The organism is Enterobacter sp. Ap-867 (assembly GCF_011752855.1).
GTDB lineage: Bacteria > Pseudomonadota > Gammaproteobacteria > Enterobacterales > Enterobacteriaceae > Cedecea.
The window spans coordinates 38,150-53,009 of record NZ_VWWS01000006.1 but is presented as its reverse complement, the minus strand read 5'-3'; the positions used below and the strand labels follow the sequence as shown (position 1 = coordinate 53,009).

Here is a 14,860-nt window from a genome sequence, read left to right as displayed (position 1 = left end):
CGGCATACCGCACAATAACTTACCTCTTTCACTGTTGAACCCGGCCACATGAGCAAATCACTAATAAAACCAACGATTTTAAATGTCGAAACCGTGGCGCGTTCGCGGCTGTTTAATGTCGAAACGGTGGATCTGGAATTTAGCAATGGCGTTCGACGCGTCTACGAACGCATGAAACCGTCTTCCCGCGAGGCGGTAATGATAGTGCCTGTTGTTGATGACCACTTGATCTTAATCCGTGAATACGCGGTTGGCACAGAATCCTATGAACTTGGGTTCTCTAAAGGGCTGATCGACCCGGGCGAAACGGTTTTTGAGGCCGCTAACCGTGAGCTGAAAGAAGAAGTGGGCTTTGGCGCGAACCGGCTAACGTTTCTGAAAAAGCTGACGATGGCCCCGTCCTATTTCTCGAGCAAAATGAACATTGTGATTGCGGAAGATCTGTATCCCGAATCCCTGGAAGGGGATGAGCCGGAAGAACTGCCGCAAGTACGGTGGCCGCTGGCGAACATGATGGATTTGCTCAATGAAGATGATTTCAGCGAGGCGCGTAACGTCAGCGCTTTGTTCCTTGTCCGGGAATGGTTAAGGCAGCAGGGCAGGCTGAAAGTCTGACCGCTAAAGAATGAAAAAGGGCCGCTAAGCGGCCCTTTACTATTTTGGGTGGGATTAGAACAGCTCGTGCTCTTCCCCGTTATCGATAAGCGTCGTGCCTACTTCATGCACGGCCTGTTGCGTAGGCTGCGTACCTTCGATGAAATACTCTTCACGACTGTTGCCGCCGTTGGCTAACTGCCCGGTACTGCGATCAATATTGACAGTGACGATACCCGGTGGTGGCGTCATCGGCTCTTCTGGCACACCCGCCAGCGCGATTTTCATGAAATCATCCCAGGCTGGCTGGGCGCTCTTCGCGCCGCCTTCGTAGCCGGAGATCTGATCTTTAATCGCGCCTGAAGCCGTGGTGCGGCCAAGGTCGCGGCGATGGTCGTCAAAGCCAATCCAGACTGACGTGACCACGCCCGGGCCGTAACCGGAGAACCAGGCATCTTTCGAACTGTTGGTTGTCCCGGTTTTGCCGCCAATATCCTTACGTTTCAAATCACGGCCTGCTCGCCAGCCGGTTCCCTGCCAGCCCGGCTCACCATAAATGTTGCTGTTAAGCGCACTTTTGATCAGGAAAGACAGCGGCGTGTTGATCACGTGTGGCGCATACTCCTCGCCCTGTGCTTTTGCCACCAGACCGCGGTTAGCTTGCTCCAGTTGAGGCATCGGTACGCTGCTGTTTTGCGGCGTTTGCGAAACGGCAACGTCTTCTACGTCCTGGTTTTCCAGTACCGTTGATTTTGGCGTATCGCCGTAAATGACCGGAATATCGCAGCTGGCACAGGCAACCTTAGGCCTGGTCTCAAACACGGTATTACCCGCGTCGTCGACGATTTTGGTGATGTAGTAAGGGTCAACCAGGAAGCCGCCGTTTGCCATGACGGAGTAACCGCGGGCAACCTGCATTGGCGTAAATGAGGCGGAGCCCAGGGCCAGCGATTCGGTATGCACAATATTTGCTGCAGGGAAGCCAAAGCGCTGCAGATATTCTGCGGCATAATCGACGCCCATCGCCCGCATCGCACGTACCATCACCACGTTCTTGGACTGGCCCAGCCCCTGACGCAGACGAATCGGCCCGGCGTATTGGGCCGGAGAGTTCTTAGGCCGCCAGTCGGAGCCTGCCCCGGCATCCCAGCGTGAAATAGGCACGTCATTAAGAATGCTTGCCAGCGTCAGGCCTTTGTCCATGGCTGCGGTATACAGGAAAGGTTTGATGTTTGACCCTACCTGGCGCAGCGCCTGGGTCGCACGGTTGAACTTGCTTTGGTTAAAGTCAAAACCGCCGACCAGCGCCAGCACGGCGCCATCGTGTGGATTGAGTGAAACCAGCGCCGAGTTAACGTCGGGCACCTGGCTAAGCCACCAGGCATCGTCCACCTTGCGTACCCAAATCTGCTGTCCGGCCTGTACCACGTCCGTTACTTTGCGTGGCGTAGCGCCTTGCGCGGTGTCGGAACGATACGGACGCGCCCAGCGCATGCCTTCCATACTCAGTGAAACAGAGCTGCCGTCGGCCAGCATGGCCGTGGCTTCATCAGGTACGGCGCGGGTGACAACCGCCGGGAAGAGCGGGCCATAAACCGGAAGGCTTTTCAGCGAATCGGTGATTTTTTTCTTATCCCAGGCGCTTTCTCCCACTTTCCACAGCACATTAGATGGGCCGCGGTAGCCATGGCGCATGTCGTAGGCCATGACGTTGTTGCGGACGGCATCCTGGGCACCCTGCTGAATTTTACGGCTCAGCGTGGTGTAAACCTTGTAGCCATCTTCGTAGGCTTTATCGCCGTAGCGGGCGACCATGTCCTGACGCACCAGCTCTGAAAGATATGGCGCGGAGAAGGCGATTTCAGGCGTGTGATAGCTGGCGTCAATCGGCTGACTACGTGCTTCATCGTACTGGCTTTGGCTGATGTAACCTTCGCTCAGCATGCGCGACAGCACCACGTTACGGCGTGCCGTTGAACGATCCATGGAGTACAGCGGGTTAAACGTTGACGGCGCTTTAGGCAGCCCGGCAATCACCGCCATCTCGCTCAGGGTCAGCTGATCGACCGTTTTGCCGAAGTAAACCTGAGCGGCAGCGCCGACGCCATAGGCGCGGTAACCGAGGTAGATTTTGTTCAGGTAGAGCTCAAGGATCTCGTCTTTGTTCAGCATCTGTTCAATGCGAACCGCAAGAAACGCTTCCTTAATTTTACGCATCAGGGTGCGTTCGGGGCTCAGGAAGAAGTTACGCGCCAACTGCTGCGTTATGGTACTTGCGCCCTGAGAAGCATGGCCTGAGAACAGCGCTACGCTTGCAGCACGGAAGATGCCCACCGGGTCAACGCCGTGGTGCTCATAAAAGCGGCTGTCTTCTGTTGCGATAAACGCTTTTACCATCACCGGAGGGATCTGGTTCAGGGTCAGTGGAATACGGCGTTTTTCGCCGTACTGAGCAATAAGCTCGCCGTCAGCGCTGTAAACCTGCATTGGAATCTGCAGTCGCACATCTCTCAATGTCGCCACGTCGGGCAGCTGGGGCTCGATGTATTTGTATAAACCGTAAATCGAGCCAGCTCCCAGCAGAACGCAACAGACTGCAAGGATTAATAAATACTTTACGAACTTCACCTTAAATTTCCCATCAGGTTTCAATTGGGCAGTTTCTAAACAACCGCGCGGTAGTATAAAGGCAAGCCAGGAGCTTTGATATACCCGTTACTGTTTCGGGGTCAGGGCTGTTTATCATCTGGATAAGGAGATCGAAACCATGATGTTTCCTGGTTGGCGGATTGGCCTGGATATTCAGGCGGAGGGCATACGTGCCGCAGCCGTACAGTGGCACCGGCAAGGGTGGCAGTTGCGCCATTGGTGGCATTTACCTTTCCCGAAACAAACACTTGCGGACGGCATGTTACCCGAACTGGACACACTGCGCGAGGTACTTGCCGCATGGCGTAAAGAAATCCCCGTGCGCCATCATCTGCGGGTTGGTTTTCCTGCACAGAGGGCTTTGCAACGCCAGGTTCCCAGGCCTCCCCAGCGGTTACAGGAATCGGCTCAAGAGAAGTATATCTCGGGTGCAACGGCTCGCCAGTTGCAAATGCCCTCGGAACAACTTTGCTACGACTACCTGGAGGATGATTCGTCATTTTCCGTGACGGCGGCGAAACAGGCGGATATTGCTGCATTGCAGGCCATTTTTGCCAGCATGAATCTCTTTCCCCGTACGATAACGCCGGGAGACAAAATTCTGAGCGCCTTGCCTCAGAATTGTTATCCAGCGCATTGTCGTTTTCTGGTTCATGAAGAGCCGGGCTACTGGCTGTGGGCATCAGTCAATAACCGCAAACGTTCCGGTTGGCTGGATAAACGGCAAACAGTGGATTTCCCGGCTCTATGTCAGCAGTTGGAGGCCAGCGCCGACGAAATTGCCTTTAGCCATGCCGATGCCGGGCGCTCCTGGCCTGCCGGAGCAGAAAGGCTGAATGCCTGGCAACCCCTTGTCCGCCAGCAGCCGCCGTTGCCGCGTCATGGCGGGCTTTACACGCTCGCTTTGGGGCTCGCTCTGGGAGCCGAACGCTAATGATGCCGCTGATGAATCTTCTGCCATGGCGGCCGTTAAAACGCCGTCATCGGCTAAAACTTTGGGGCAGCCTTCTCATATGTGGCGTGCTTTTAATGATGGGGCTGATGCTGCTCTGGACTCAGTTTCTCGCCATGAAAGTCCGCTGGCAACAGGCCCAGTCAACCCAATATGAGGTGCAGGAGTCCGCCCTGAAGGCGCTGTTGTCACGTCAGCTAACAGAGTTGAAAGATAACCAGCAGCGGTGGGCGATATTGCAGGCGGAGGTGATGCGGAAAGGCAACATTTCACGTTGGGAAAACGTGCTGAATATGCTGGCCTCACGCTTGCCCGAAAACAGCTGGCTGCAGAGTGTTAGCTGGCAAAATGAAAGCGCAACCATCTCTGGCGTAGCGGGAGATGCACGGGAACTGGTGCAGGTTGAAGCAGTTCTGGCTGATTTACCCGGGGCGTTTAAGGTCAAGCCCGGTGAGTTGCGCGATGAAAAACACAAAGGTCTGGTCTTTACCTTCATCTTAAACACCCCGGATGGCGAGCATGCTCAGTAACCTGGAGCGCCTCATTGACGGGCATGTTGCATATCGGGTGTTGAGCCTGTTGGTGTGTCTGTTATTAACCGCTTTAGCCTGCTTATGGCTGCTGGTTTGGCCCCTGCGACAGGAATTGCAGGTGAAGGAACAGCACAACCAGCAGCGCTGGCAGCATGTGCTCTCGCAGCAGCGGAAAATTGCCGTTTTGCCGAAACCAGAGCCGCTGCCTGATGCGGTGCCGCTGGAGACGTTTTCTGCCATGGCTGCGGTAAAACGGTCCGGCGGGAGACTGGTGATGTGGCGGCCTGAACCGCGACATTCTGTGTTGGAAATGCTGCTTCCCTGGCCCAATGTGCCGCCCCTTTTTAAGGAACTGACCAGCTATTCAAGCCTGAAGATACCGGCGTTTATCTTGAGTGAGGCCGGGGAAAAAGTGCGGGTTTTGCTTACTCTGGAGTTTATCGATGAAAGCCGCTAGTTGGATGTTACTGGCCGCACTCAGCTCGCCTCTGCAGTCGTCACCGCGTAATCCTTTTCTTTTACCCGTATCACCCTGTGAAGCGCTGCTTAAGCGGCTTGATGGCTGGCAGTTACGCGGCGTGTTTTACCCGACTGGCTCTGCAGAAAGTATTGCCTTAATGCAATTCTCGGGGAAACGCTGGCAAAGGGTAAAAGAAGGTTTGTTTCTGGAGCCTGGTGTGCAGGTGACCACGCTTCTTGAGCGGCAGTTGAGAGCTTCGCTCAACGGCGCCTGCGAAGGACGCTACTACCACTGGAAAATAGAGGGAAGAGTCAATGATAAGGCACATCGTGGCAGGCGTACTGATGCTGATGCCCCTGACGGCGTGGACGAATAATCGCGTCACTCTGACGCTAGATGAAACGCCTGTCGTACAGGTGTTGCAGGCGCTGGCCGAGCAGCAAAACTTTAACGTGATGATTGCGCCTGAGGTGACGGGGAATCTCTCGCTACGTTTGGCCGATGTGTCGTGGGAGCAGGCTTTCCAGCAGGTACTCAGATTAGCAAACCTGACTTCGTCGAAGACGGGCAATATTCTTCAAATCCAGCAGAAACAGGATCCGGCGCAACGGCGCGCTCAGCAAGAGGCCGCTCGTAAGCAAAAAGCGCTTGAACAGCCGCTGGTACAAGCGGTTTATACGCCGCGATATGCTGAAGTTGCCGACCTTGCCGCGGGGATCAAAGCTAATGAAGAAAAACTGCTTGGACCCAGGGGCGGCATTACCGTGGATAAACGCACAAACCGGCTGGTGGTGCGCGACAGCCAGCAGGCGCAAAAGCGTGTTGCGGCCTGGATTAAAGATATGGATGTTTCGATGGGGCAGGTCGAGCTGTCCGCGCATATTGTCACCATCAACCAGGATAAGCTGCGAGAGCTTGGAGTGAAGTGGAGCGCCCCGGTAGGTGAGACGGCATCCGGGTTATACCAAACCACTACTGTCTCAAGTGAGTTAGCCGTAAACGCGGCAACCACAACGGTAGGGTTTAATATTGGCCGGATCAACGGCCGTATGCTTGAGCTTGAACTCAGCGCGCTGGAGCAGCAGCAACAGCTGGAAATCATCGCCAGCCCACGCTTGCTGGTCGCACACCAACAGTCTGCCAGCATCAAGCAGGGTACTGAAATCCCGTATCAAGTCTCTAATGGCAAGAATGAAGCCACGTCGGTGGAATTTAAGGAGGCGGTGTTAGGTATGGAGGTCATGCCGACGATAAGTCACCACGGAACCATTCGCCTGCAGCTTCGCATCAGTCAAAATATGCCAGGACGCAGCCTCCAGCACGCAGATGGGGAAGCCCTCGCCATTGATAAGCAAGAGATTGAAACGCAGGTCGAGGTGAAGGACGGTGAGACGTTGGCGTTAGGCGGAATCTTCCAGCAGCAGAACAACCACACCAGGGATAGCGTTCCTTTACTGGGAAATATTCCTTTTATCGGCCAATTGTTCCGGCACGACGGGAAAAAGCACCAACGTCGGGAATTGGTCGTGTTCATTACGCCCAGGTTGATTGCATTACCTTAGCGTGTTTCCTCTTCCGCCTGCGGGTTTTTCTGCCAAACAGCGCCCAGGTGTTTGACGGCAGAGAGGAATTAGCTTACAAGGTGTACCGTTTCGGGAGGCTGGGTATTGAGAGCCTGCGGCCGGTAAAGCTGGCGCACGGTTTTCGTCCCAAGCTGGGCGCCAGGTGATTTATTCGGTTGCCAAACCCCCTTGAGTGTTGAGATAATTTTTAGTCTGATTCTCGAACTCACGCTTATGAGGTTTCAGTTCATGTCCCGCCGCAGCAAGTTGTTACCGGGCGGGTTTATCATCAACGAATTGTCTTAGTAGTACCGAAAAAATGGCAGAGAAACGCAATATCTTTCTGGTTGGGCCTATGGGTGCCGGCAAAAGCACTATTGGGCGTCAGTTAGCTCAGCAACTCAATATGGAATTTTTCGATTCTGATCAAGAGATTGAGAAACGTACCGGAGCTGATGTGGGCTGGGTATTCGACGTTGAAGGCGAAGAAGGCTTCCGCGATCGCGAAGAAAAAATCATCAACGAACTCACTGAAAAACAGGGCATCGTGCTGGCTACCGGTGGCGGTTCTGTGAAATCTCGTGAAACCCGCAATCGTCTTTCCGCCCGTGGCGTAGTGGTTTATCTTGAAACCACGATTGAGAAACAGCTTGCACGTACTCAGCGCGATAAAAAACGTCCGCTGCTGCAGGTTGAGACTCCACCTCGTGAAGTTCTGGAAGCGCTGGCAGGTGAACGCAATCCGCTGTATGAAGAGATTGCCGATGTCACAATTCGCACCGATGATCAAAGCGCCAAAGTGGTCGCAAACCAGATCATTCATATGCTGGAAAGCAACTGATTCTGGCTTAATCAAGAAACGCCTGCGGGCAAAGCAACAATAAGGTGGGCTCCGCGTAATGGAGAGGCTGACAGTCACTCTCGGGGAACGTAGTTACCCTATTACCATTGCCGCTGGGTTATTCAATGACCCGGCTTCCTTTTGGCCGCTGAAGGCTGGCGACCAGACCATGCTGGTTACCAATGAAACCCTTGCACCGCTCTATCTGGACAAGGTTCGTGGCCTTCTGGAACAGGCAGGCGTTAAAGTGGATACCGTCATTCTTCCGGATGGCGAGCAGTTTAAAAGCCTCGCGGTGCTTGATACCGTCTTTACGGCGCTGTTGGAAAAACCTCACGGCCGCGACACCACCTTGATTGCTTTAGGCGGTGGCGTTGTGGGCGATTTAACCGGTTTTGCCGCAGCGAGCTATCAGCGCGGGGTGCGTTTTATCCAGGTCCCTACCACACTGCTTTCGCAGGTGGACTCCTCCGTTGGCGGTAAAACTGCCGTTAACCATCCCCTCGGCAAAAACATGATTGGCGCGTTTTACCAGCCCGCTTCGGTGGTGGTGGATCTCAACTGCCTGTCGACTTTGCCTGCTCGGGAGCTGGCTTCGGGCCTGGCGGAAGTCATTAAATACGGCATCATTCTGGACGGCGAGTTCTTTGACTGGCTGGAAGAAAACATCGACTCATTGTTAAAGCTGGACGGCAAGGCAATGGCGTACTGCATTCGTCGTTGTTGTGAGCTGAAAGCCGAAGTTGTTGCCGCAGACGAGCGAGAAAGCGGCTTACGTGCTTTACTGAATCTGGGTCATACGTTTGGCCATGCCATTGAAGCTGAAATGGGCTATGGCAACTGGCTGCATGGCGAAGCCGTGGCGGCCGGAATGGTGATGGCGGCGCGTACCGCTCAGCGCCTGGGTCAATTCAGTGAGGCAGAAGTTCAGCGCGTGATTGCGCTGCTGGTGCGAGCCGGGTTACCGGTTAACGGGCCGCAGGAAATGTCCCCTGACGCGTATATGCCCCACATGATGCGTGACAAAAAAGTATTAGCCGGCGAGCTGCGTTTGATTCTGCCGCTGGCGATAGGGAAGAGTGAAGTGCGCGGTGGAGTACCGCACGATGTCGTTCTATCAGCCATTGCTGATTGCCAGCAGGCTTAACAACTAGAATTTTTATAGTATTTAACTTCGGGCGTGATGCAGAGATGAGCATACGCCTTTGAGTGGGGTGTTAAATGGATGAGTTTAAACCAGAAGACGAGCTGAAACCCGATCCAAGCGATCGTCGTCCTGGGCGTTCCCGCAAACCTGACGAGTTCGATAAAGAACCGCAGATCAACGTTGATGACGTCGATCTTGATGCGGACGATCGTCGTCCTTCTCGTTCACGCCGTGAGCGTGAAGAAGAGGTTGAGGAAGAGTACGAAGGTGATGACGGCCTGGCCGCAGAGCCTCGTCCGGCGCGTGGGCGTAAAAAGGCAGCAAAACAGAAAGCACCTGCTTCTCGCCAGCACATCATGATGGGCGTCGGGATTCTGGTCCTGCTGCTGCTTATCATCGGCATCGGTTCAGCCTTGAAAGCACCTTCATCTACCCCAGATACTGCCGAGCAAAAACCAGGCGCGGAGAAGAGCATCGATCTCTCCGGTTCGAACGGTGCGGCACCTGCCGACCAGGCAAATGCTGCTCAGCCACAGGCAGGGAATACCTCAGTAGCTGGCCAGCAGAATCCGCAGGATGTTTCCCTGCCACCTATTTCTTCTACACCAACCCAGGCCCAGACGCAGACGCAGCCGGAAGGGCAGCAGCGCGTTGAGGTTCCTGGAAACCTGAATAACGCCCTGACTCAGCCTCAGCAACAGGGCCAGATTGACAACGTGGTGAGCAATTCCACGCTGCCAACTGAACCCGCTACCGTCGCGCCAATCGCTGGCAGCAAAACCGAACCGCGTAAGCTGGCCGGTACCCAGGAGCCAACCCGCACCGTTGAATCTCGTCCTGAGCGCAAAAAAACGGTGATTGAGCCTGTGCGTAAAGCCGAGCCTAAACCGCAGGTGAAAGCTGAAAGCAAACCAGTGGCAACGGTGAAACGTAGCGAACCTGCCCCGGCGGTTTCTGCTCCGGTCACTGCACCATCAACCAGCGCAGCTACTTCAACCCCGGCTCCGAAAGCAACAGCATCTACTGCGCCAAAAGCAGCACCGCAAGCTGCAGCGACGGCCAGCACTGGCGGCACGGTAACGGGGGATGCGAGCGCCATTAAGAGTGCGCCAGGCAGCCACTACACGCTGCAGCTGAGCTCTTCTTCAAACTCCGCAAACCTGAATGCGTGGGCGAAAAAAGAGAATCTGCAGCACTATATGGTTTACCAGACTCAGCGTAACGGTCAGCCTTGGTTCGTGCTGGTGAGCGGTGTTTATGCCACGAAAGACGATGCAAAACGCGCGGTGACAAGCCTGCCGGCAGACGTTCAGGCTAAGAATCCGTGGGCAAAACCTATTCATCAGGTGCAGTCTGACCTCAAGTGAAAATAAGCGCAGTCGCTGTCGGAGCCTTTCCACAGCTGGATAAGGTGTAAATAGTAAGACAGCATGAAAAAAAATCGCGCTTTTCTGAAATGGGCAGGGGGGAAATTCCCCCTGCTGGACGACATAAAAAAGCATCTGCCGGAAGGCGACTGTCTGATTGAGCCCTTTGTTGGCGCGGGGTCGGTATTTCTTAATACCGACTACTCACGCTACGTCCTCGCCGATATCAATAGCGATCTGATTAACCTCTACGACATTGTCAAAAACCGCGCAGATGAGTACGTGCGGGAGTCTCGTTTGCTCTTTACCAAAGCGCAAAACGAGGAAGCGATTTATTACGCTTGCCGCACTGAGTTTAACCAATGCACTGACAAATTCCGGCGCGCGGTGTTGTTTTTGTACCTCAACCGCCATTGTTACAACGGCCTGTGCCGTTATAATCTGCGCGGTGAATTTAACGTACCGTTTGGCCGCTACAGCAAACCTTACTTCCCTGAAGAGGAACTGTACAACTTTGCCGAACGGGCTAAAAATGCCACTTTTGTCTGCCAGTCTTATGATGTCAGCATGGTAAACGTTGCTGCGGGTTCCGTAGTGTATTGCGATCCGCCCTATGCGCCGCTTTCCGCCACCGCCAACTTTACCGCTTATCACACGGACAGCTTCAGTATGGTGCAGCAGCAGCACCTGGCTGAGCTGGCTGAAAGGCTGCGGGAGCAGAGTATTCCGGTGCTGATCTCTAATCACGACACCGAGCTGACTCGCCAGTGGTATCAGAACGCCACCGATTTCCATAAGCTGCAGGTTCGCCGCAGCATCAGCCGAAACGGTGGTAAACGTAACAAGGTGGACGAACTTCTGGCCCTTTATAAAGCGAAGGTTGCCTGAGCCGTTTCGCCCGCCGCCGAAAGATGAATGACTCCTGGAGAAGCGGATGAAACAGTATTTGATTGCCCCCTCAATCCTCTCTGCCGACTTCGCCCGACTGGGCGAGGATACGGCTAAAGCACTTGCCGCAGGTGGTGACGTCGTCCATTTTGACGTTATGGACAACCACTACGTCCCTAACCTGACGATGGGGCCAATGGTGCTTAAGGCGCTGCGCGATTACGGTATCACTGCGCCTATCGACGTTCACCTGATGGTGAAACCCGTTGACCGCATCATTCCTGATTTCGCCGCGGCCGGTGCCAGCATTATTACCTTCCATCCTGAAGCCTCTGAACATGTCGATCGCTCTCTGCAACTGATCAAAGAACACGGCTGTAAAGCGGGCCTGGTACTGAACCCGGCGACCTCGCTTTCCTGGCTGGATCACGTCATGGACAAACTGGATGTCATTTTGCTGATGTCCGTCAACCCTGGTTTTGGCGGCCAGTCGTTTATTCCACACACGCTGGAAAAACTGCGCCAGGTTCGCGAACGTATTGATGCCTCCGGCTATGATATTCGCCTTGAAGTGGATGGCGGCGTCAAAGCCGACAACATTGCGGAAATTGCCGCCGCGGGCGCGGATATGTTCGTTGCAGGTTCCGCTATTTTCGGCCAGCCTGATTATAAAGCGGTGGTTGACCGCATGCGTTCTGAACTGGCTAAGGTAAGTCATGGATAAGTTTCAAAAAATTCGGGGTGTTGCCTTCGATCTCGACGGCACGCTCATCGACACGGCGCTTGGCCTGAGTCAGGCCGTTGATCTGGCGCTTTATGCGCTTGAACTGCCTGTGGCCGGCGAAGATCGCGTTGTCACCTGGATCGGCAACGGCGCAGATATCATGATGCAGCGGGCGCTTAAGTGGTCGCTGAAAGATAAAGAACCCGACCTCGCCCAGCTGAATATGGCGCGCAAACTGTTCGATCGCTTCTATGCGGAAACGGTGGAAGAGGGGAGCTTCTTGTTCCCTGGCGTAGCCGCAACGCTTGCTGCACTGAAAGAAAAAGGCCTGCCGCTCGCCGTCGTCACCAACAAACCCACGCCTTTTGTCACGCCGCTGCTGGAAGATCTGGGCATTGCCCATTATTTCCAGACCATCATCGGCGGGGACGATGTGAAAGAGAAAAAGCCACACCCGGAAGCGCTGTACAAAGTCATGGAAACCCTGGGGCTGGCGGCGGATGAGCTGCTTTTTGTCGGCGATTCCCGTAATGACATTCAGGCTGCACAGGCGGCCGGCTGCCCAAGCGTCGGCCTGACCTGGGGCTATAACTATGGCGAAGCGATTGGGCTGAGCAACCCGGACGTTGTGTTCGATCGTTTCGAAGACTTATTGCCCGCTTTCGGGCTACCACCTTTAGCAAATCAGGAAGCAGAACATGAGTAAGCCCATCGTATTTAGCGGCGCCCAGCCGTCAGGCGAATTAACTATCGGTAACTACATGGGTGCGCTGCGTCAGTGGGTAAACATGCAGGATGATTACCATTGCATTTACTGCATCGTTGACCAGCATGCGATCACCGTTCGTCAGGACCCGACCGCGCTGCGCAAAGCGACGCTGGACACTCTGGCGCTGTATCTGGCCTGTGGCATTGACCCGAAAAAAAGCACCATCTTTGTTCAGTCCCACGTGCCGGAGCACGCGCAGCTGGGCTGGGTGCTGAACTGCTACACCTATTTCGGCGAGCTGAGCCGCATGACGCAGTTCAAGGACAAATCTGCCCGCTATGAAGAAAACATCAACGCCGGCCTGTTTGACTACCCGGTGCTGATGGCCGCAGACATTCTGCTGTATCAGACCAACCAGGTCCCGGTGGGTGAAGACCAGAAACAGCATCTGGAGCTGAGCCGCGACGTGGCCAGCCGCTTCAACGCGCTGTACGGCGACATCTTCAAAGTGCCTGAGCCATTTATTCCTAAGTCCGGTGCCCGCGTGATGTCCCTGCTGGAGCCGACCAAGAAGATGTCCAAGTCTGACGATAACCGCAATAACGTCATCGGCCTGCTGGAAGATCCGAAATCCGTGGTGAAGAAGATCAAGCGCGCGGTAACCGACTCCGAAGAGCCGCCTGTGGTGCGCTACGACGTGAAAGAGAAGGCGGGCGTTTCTAACCTGCTGGACATTCTTTCCGGCGTCACCGGCAAAGCGATTCCTGAGCTGGAAGCCAGCTTTGAAGGCAAGATGTATGGTCATCTGAAGGGCGAAGTGGCGGAAGCCGTGTCCGGTATGCTGACCGAGCTTCAGGAGCGCTATCACCGTTACCGTAACGACGAAGTTTTCCTGCAGCAGGTCATGAAAGAGGGCGCTGAAAAAGCCCGCGCCCGCGCCGGAGAGACGCTGAAAAAGGTCTACGAAGCGATCGGTTTCGTCGCGCATCCATAATCTTTCCCTATGAATAACCCGCCGCCTGGCGGGTTATTTCTTTTTTGTGACTGCATTCTCCTTTTGTCATTTTCCCCTTTGCCATCTATATTCAATTTTATGAAGATATATTTATTCAATAAACTGAAGATAACCGATGAGCCGCAGCTTTATTAAAAAAGAGGGCGTTGCCCAGTCCAGCCTGGCCCGCTATTTACTGGGTGAGAAATGTGGTAACAGGCTGAAAACCATAGATGAATTAGCTGGTGAATGCGGCTTTTCCGTTGGCCTGACGCAGGCCGCGTTGAAGACGCTGGAGAAGGCCGGGGCCGTGAGCGTTGAGCGCCGTGGCCGCAACGGCAGCTACCTGCTGAGCATGGATAACAAAGCCCTATTGGCGTTCGCGGACATCGGCAATGTAGTGTGTGCTATGCCGCTGCCGTACACCCGGCTTTATGAAGGGCTTGCTAGCGGTCTGAAGGCGCAGTTTGACGGGATCCCGTTTTATTATGCCCACATGCGTGGGTCGGATGTTCGCGTGGAATGTCTGCTGAATGGCGTTTATGACCTGGCCGTCGTGTCCAGGCTGGCAGCGGACAGCTACCTCAGCAACCCGGATCTTTTTATCGCGCTGGCGCTGGGGCCGCACACTTACGTGGGCGAGCACAAGCTGATTTGCCGCGCCGGGCAGCAGGAGAGCATCCGCCGTATTGGGATTGATCCTCGTTCGGCGGATCAGCGCATCATGACGGATGTGTATTTCTCCGGGCAGGATGTGGAATTGCTTGATGTGTCGTACCACGAGTGTCTGCACAGAATCGCGAAGGGCAGCGTGGATGCGGTGATTTGGAACGTCAGCAACGAAGCCGATTTGACGGCACTGGGGCTGGCTGCCCTCCCGTTAAGCGGGGACAAATGCTTCCTGACGGCATCGGAAGCGGTGGTGCTGACGCGAAGTGAAGATATCCCTATTCAGCAATTGCTGAGAACGGTGGTGGATAAGAATGCCCTGCTGGCGCATCAGCAAAGCGTGCTGAGCGGTGAACAGGAACCAAGCTATTGACAGAGGTAATCAGTATGGAAGACCGGCTCAATCTGCTCTGTGAGGCAGGCGTTATCGACCGGGATATTTGTGATGGCATGAAAGCGGTTGTGACGCAGCTGGAGACCCACTGGGCTATTCCGCTGCAGAACGATCAGGGGGCAATGGCGATCACCCACATGGCTAACGCGCTGATGCGCAGCCGCCGTGGGGAAGAGGTGAACCCACTGGATGAAGAGCTGTTGGCGGAGATTAAAACCGACAGCGTCTTTGGTGATGTTGAGCAGGCCCACCACGCATTGCTGGCGCCGTTCAACGTGCAGCTGCATCCGAACGAAGAAGGGTATCTGCTGGCTAACCTGTTCAGCCTGTGGCTGATTCATAAGGGCTAACGGATTTATTTGCAGCGTTTTTTCTTA

16 protein-coding genes are annotated in these 14,860 nt (G+C 54.7%); 15 read left to right on the top strand and 1 reads right to left on the bottom strand.

Annotated features, from left to right (window positions below; translation table 11 throughout):
* Window positions 1–48: 48 nt before the first annotated feature.
* Entirely contained in the window at window positions 49–615 is a 567-nt protein-coding gene (nudE, locus tag F3J26_RS15180; RefSeq protein WP_166994656.1) for an ADP compounds hydrolase NudE, read from the top strand.
* Between the two features lie 54 nt (window positions 616–669).
* Here nudE and mrcA read toward each other — a convergent pair whose 3' ends face one another.
* Complete coding sequence (gene mrcA / locus F3J26_RS15175; protein ID WP_008457847.1) at window positions 670–3,222, bottom strand: peptidoglycan glycosyltransferase/peptidoglycan DD-transpeptidase MrcA; 2,553 nt, start codon at window positions 3,220–3,222, stop codon at window positions 670–672.
* Between the two features lie 139 nt (window positions 3,223–3,361).
* Between mrcA and F3J26_RS15170 the strand changes: the two genes are divergently transcribed.
* The 14 genes from F3J26_RS15170 to F3J26_RS15105 all read left to right on the top strand — a co-directional run bounded on the left by F3J26_RS15170 (window position 3,362) and on the right by F3J26_RS15105 (window position 14,833).
* Window positions 3,362–4,177, top strand: a complete 816-nt coding sequence (locus F3J26_RS15170; protein WP_166994654.1) for a pilus assembly protein — start codon at window positions 3,362–3,364, stop codon at window positions 4,175–4,177.
* Window positions 4,178–4,284: 107 nt separating this feature from the next.
* Window positions 4,285–4,725 carry a PilN domain-containing protein gene (locus F3J26_RS15165; RefSeq protein WP_166994652.1) on the top strand — a complete coding sequence of 147 codons (441 nt, stop codon included), beginning with the start codon at window positions 4,285–4,287 and terminating at the stop codon, window positions 4,723–4,725.
* Window positions 4,706–5,185, top strand: coding sequence for a HofO family protein (locus tag F3J26_RS15160; RefSeq protein WP_166994650.1), 480 nt, complete (start codon window positions 4,706–4,708; stop codon window positions 5,183–5,185). Before F3J26_RS15165 ends, F3J26_RS15160 begins: the two co-directional genes overlap by 20 nt.
* The gene (locus tag F3J26_RS15155; protein WP_166994648.1) at window positions 5,172–5,564 is read left to right on the top strand and encodes a HofP DNA utilization family protein; all 393 of its coding nucleotides are present in this window, start codon (window positions 5,172–5,174) and stop codon (window positions 5,562–5,564) included. The genes F3J26_RS15160 and F3J26_RS15155 overlap by 14 nt, the downstream gene beginning before the upstream one ends.
* Window positions 5,503–6,750 (top strand): type IV pilus secretin PilQ, encoded by a 1,248-nt coding sequence (pilQ, locus tag F3J26_RS15150; protein ID WP_166994646.1) that lies wholly within the window; start codon window positions 5,503–5,505, stop codon window positions 6,748–6,750. The genes F3J26_RS15155 and pilQ overlap by 62 nt, the downstream gene beginning before the upstream one ends.
* 319 nt (window positions 6,751–7,069) lie before the next feature.
* On the top strand, window positions 7,070–7,591 hold the full coding sequence (aroK, locus tag F3J26_RS15145) for a shikimate kinase AroK (RefSeq protein ID WP_008457837.1): 522 nt from the start codon (window positions 7,070–7,072) through the stop codon (window positions 7,589–7,591).
* 58 nt (window positions 7,592–7,649) lie between these two features.
* Window positions 7,650–8,738 carry a 3-dehydroquinate synthase gene (gene aroB / locus F3J26_RS15140; RefSeq protein ID WP_166994644.1) on the top strand — a complete coding sequence of 363 codons (1,089 nt, stop codon included), beginning with the start codon at window positions 7,650–7,652 and terminating at the stop codon, window positions 8,736–8,738.
* A gap of 74 nt (window positions 8,739–8,812) precedes the next feature.
* Window positions 8,813–10,105 (top strand): cell division protein DamX, encoded by a 1,293-nt coding sequence (gene damX / locus F3J26_RS15135; protein ID WP_166994642.1) that lies wholly within the window; start codon window positions 8,813–8,815, stop codon window positions 10,103–10,105.
* Between the two features lie 63 nt (window positions 10,106–10,168).
* Entirely contained in the window at window positions 10,169–10,993 is an 825-nt protein-coding gene (gene dam, locus F3J26_RS15130) for an adenine-specific DNA-methyltransferase (RefSeq protein WP_166994640.1), read from the top strand.
* Between the two features lie 46 nt (window positions 10,994–11,039).
* Window positions 11,040–11,717, top strand: a complete 678-nt coding sequence (rpe, locus tag F3J26_RS15125; RefSeq protein WP_039288419.1) for a ribulose-phosphate 3-epimerase — start codon at window positions 11,040–11,042, stop codon at window positions 11,715–11,717.
* A complete protein-coding gene (locus F3J26_RS15120; protein ID WP_008457827.1) occupies window positions 11,710–12,423 on the top strand; it encodes a phosphoglycolate phosphatase in 714 nt (237 codons plus the stop codon). The genes rpe and F3J26_RS15120 overlap by 8 nt, the downstream gene beginning before the upstream one ends.
* The gene (gene trpS, locus F3J26_RS15115) at window positions 12,416–13,420 is read left to right on the top strand and encodes a tryptophan--tRNA ligase (protein ID WP_166994639.1); all 1,005 of its coding nucleotides are present in this window, start codon (window positions 12,416–12,418) and stop codon (window positions 13,418–13,420) included. Before F3J26_RS15120 ends, trpS begins: the two co-directional genes overlap by 8 nt.
* 136 nt (window positions 13,421–13,556) lie before the next feature.
* Window positions 13,557–14,462, top strand: coding sequence for a GntR family transcriptional regulator YhfZ (gene yhfZ, locus F3J26_RS15110; protein WP_166994637.1), 906 nt, complete (start codon window positions 13,557–13,559; stop codon window positions 14,460–14,462).
* Between the two features lie 14 nt (window positions 14,463–14,476).
* Window positions 14,477–14,833 (top strand): PRD domain-containing protein, encoded by a 357-nt coding sequence (locus F3J26_RS15105; RefSeq protein WP_166994958.1) that lies wholly within the window; start codon window positions 14,477–14,479, stop codon window positions 14,831–14,833.
* The last annotated feature ends 27 nt before the right edge of the window (window positions 14,834–14,860 follow it).

Bases quoted from the DNA above. Each gene is read 5' to 3' on its own strand.
- yhfZ (WP_166994637.1), top strand. From the start codon at position 13,557: ATGAGCCGCAGCTTTATTAAAAAAGAGGGCGTTGCCCAGTCCAGCCTG.
- damX (WP_166994642.1), top strand. From the start codon at position 8,813: ATGGATGAGTTTAAACCAGAAGACGAGCTGAAACCCGATCCAAGCGAT.
- dam (WP_166994640.1), top strand. From the start codon at position 10,169: ATGAAAAAAAATCGCGCTTTTCTGAAATGGGCAGGGGGGAAATTCCCC.
- F3J26_RS15155 (WP_166994648.1), top strand. From the start codon at position 5,172: ATGAAAGCCGCTAGTTGGATGTTACTGGCCGCACTCAGCTCGCCTCTG.
- aroB (WP_166994644.1), top strand. From the start codon at position 7,650: ATGGAGAGGCTGACAGTCACTCTCGGGGAACGTAGTTACCCTATTACC.
- rpe (WP_039288419.1), top strand. From the start codon at position 11,040: ATGAAACAGTATTTGATTGCCCCCTCAATCCTCTCTGCCGACTTCGCC.
- F3J26_RS15160 (WP_166994650.1), top strand. From the start codon at position 4,706: ATGGCGAGCATGCTCAGTAACCTGGAGCGCCTCATTGACGGGCATGTT.
- F3J26_RS15170 (WP_166994654.1), top strand. From the start codon at position 3,362: ATGATGTTTCCTGGTTGGCGGATTGGCCTGGATATTCAGGCGGAGGGC.
- F3J26_RS15105 (WP_166994958.1), top strand. From the start codon at position 14,477: ATGGAAGACCGGCTCAATCTGCTCTGTGAGGCAGGCGTTATCGACCGG.
- F3J26_RS15165 (WP_166994652.1), top strand. From the start codon at position 4,285: ATGCTGCTCTGGACTCAGTTTCTCGCCATGAAAGTCCGCTGGCAACAG.
- pilQ (WP_166994646.1), top strand. From the start codon at position 5,503: ATGATAAGGCACATCGTGGCAGGCGTACTGATGCTGATGCCCCTGACG.
- F3J26_RS15120 (WP_008457827.1), top strand. From the start codon at position 11,710: ATGGATAAGTTTCAAAAAATTCGGGGTGTTGCCTTCGATCTCGACGGC.
- aroK (WP_008457837.1), top strand. From the start codon at position 7,070: ATGGCAGAGAAACGCAATATCTTTCTGGTTGGGCCTATGGGTGCCGGC.
- nudE (WP_166994656.1), top strand. From the start codon at position 49: ATGAGCAAATCACTAATAAAACCAACGATTTTAAATGTCGAAACCGTG.
- trpS (WP_166994639.1), top strand. From the start codon at position 12,416: ATGAGTAAGCCCATCGTATTTAGCGGCGCCCAGCCGTCAGGCGAATTA.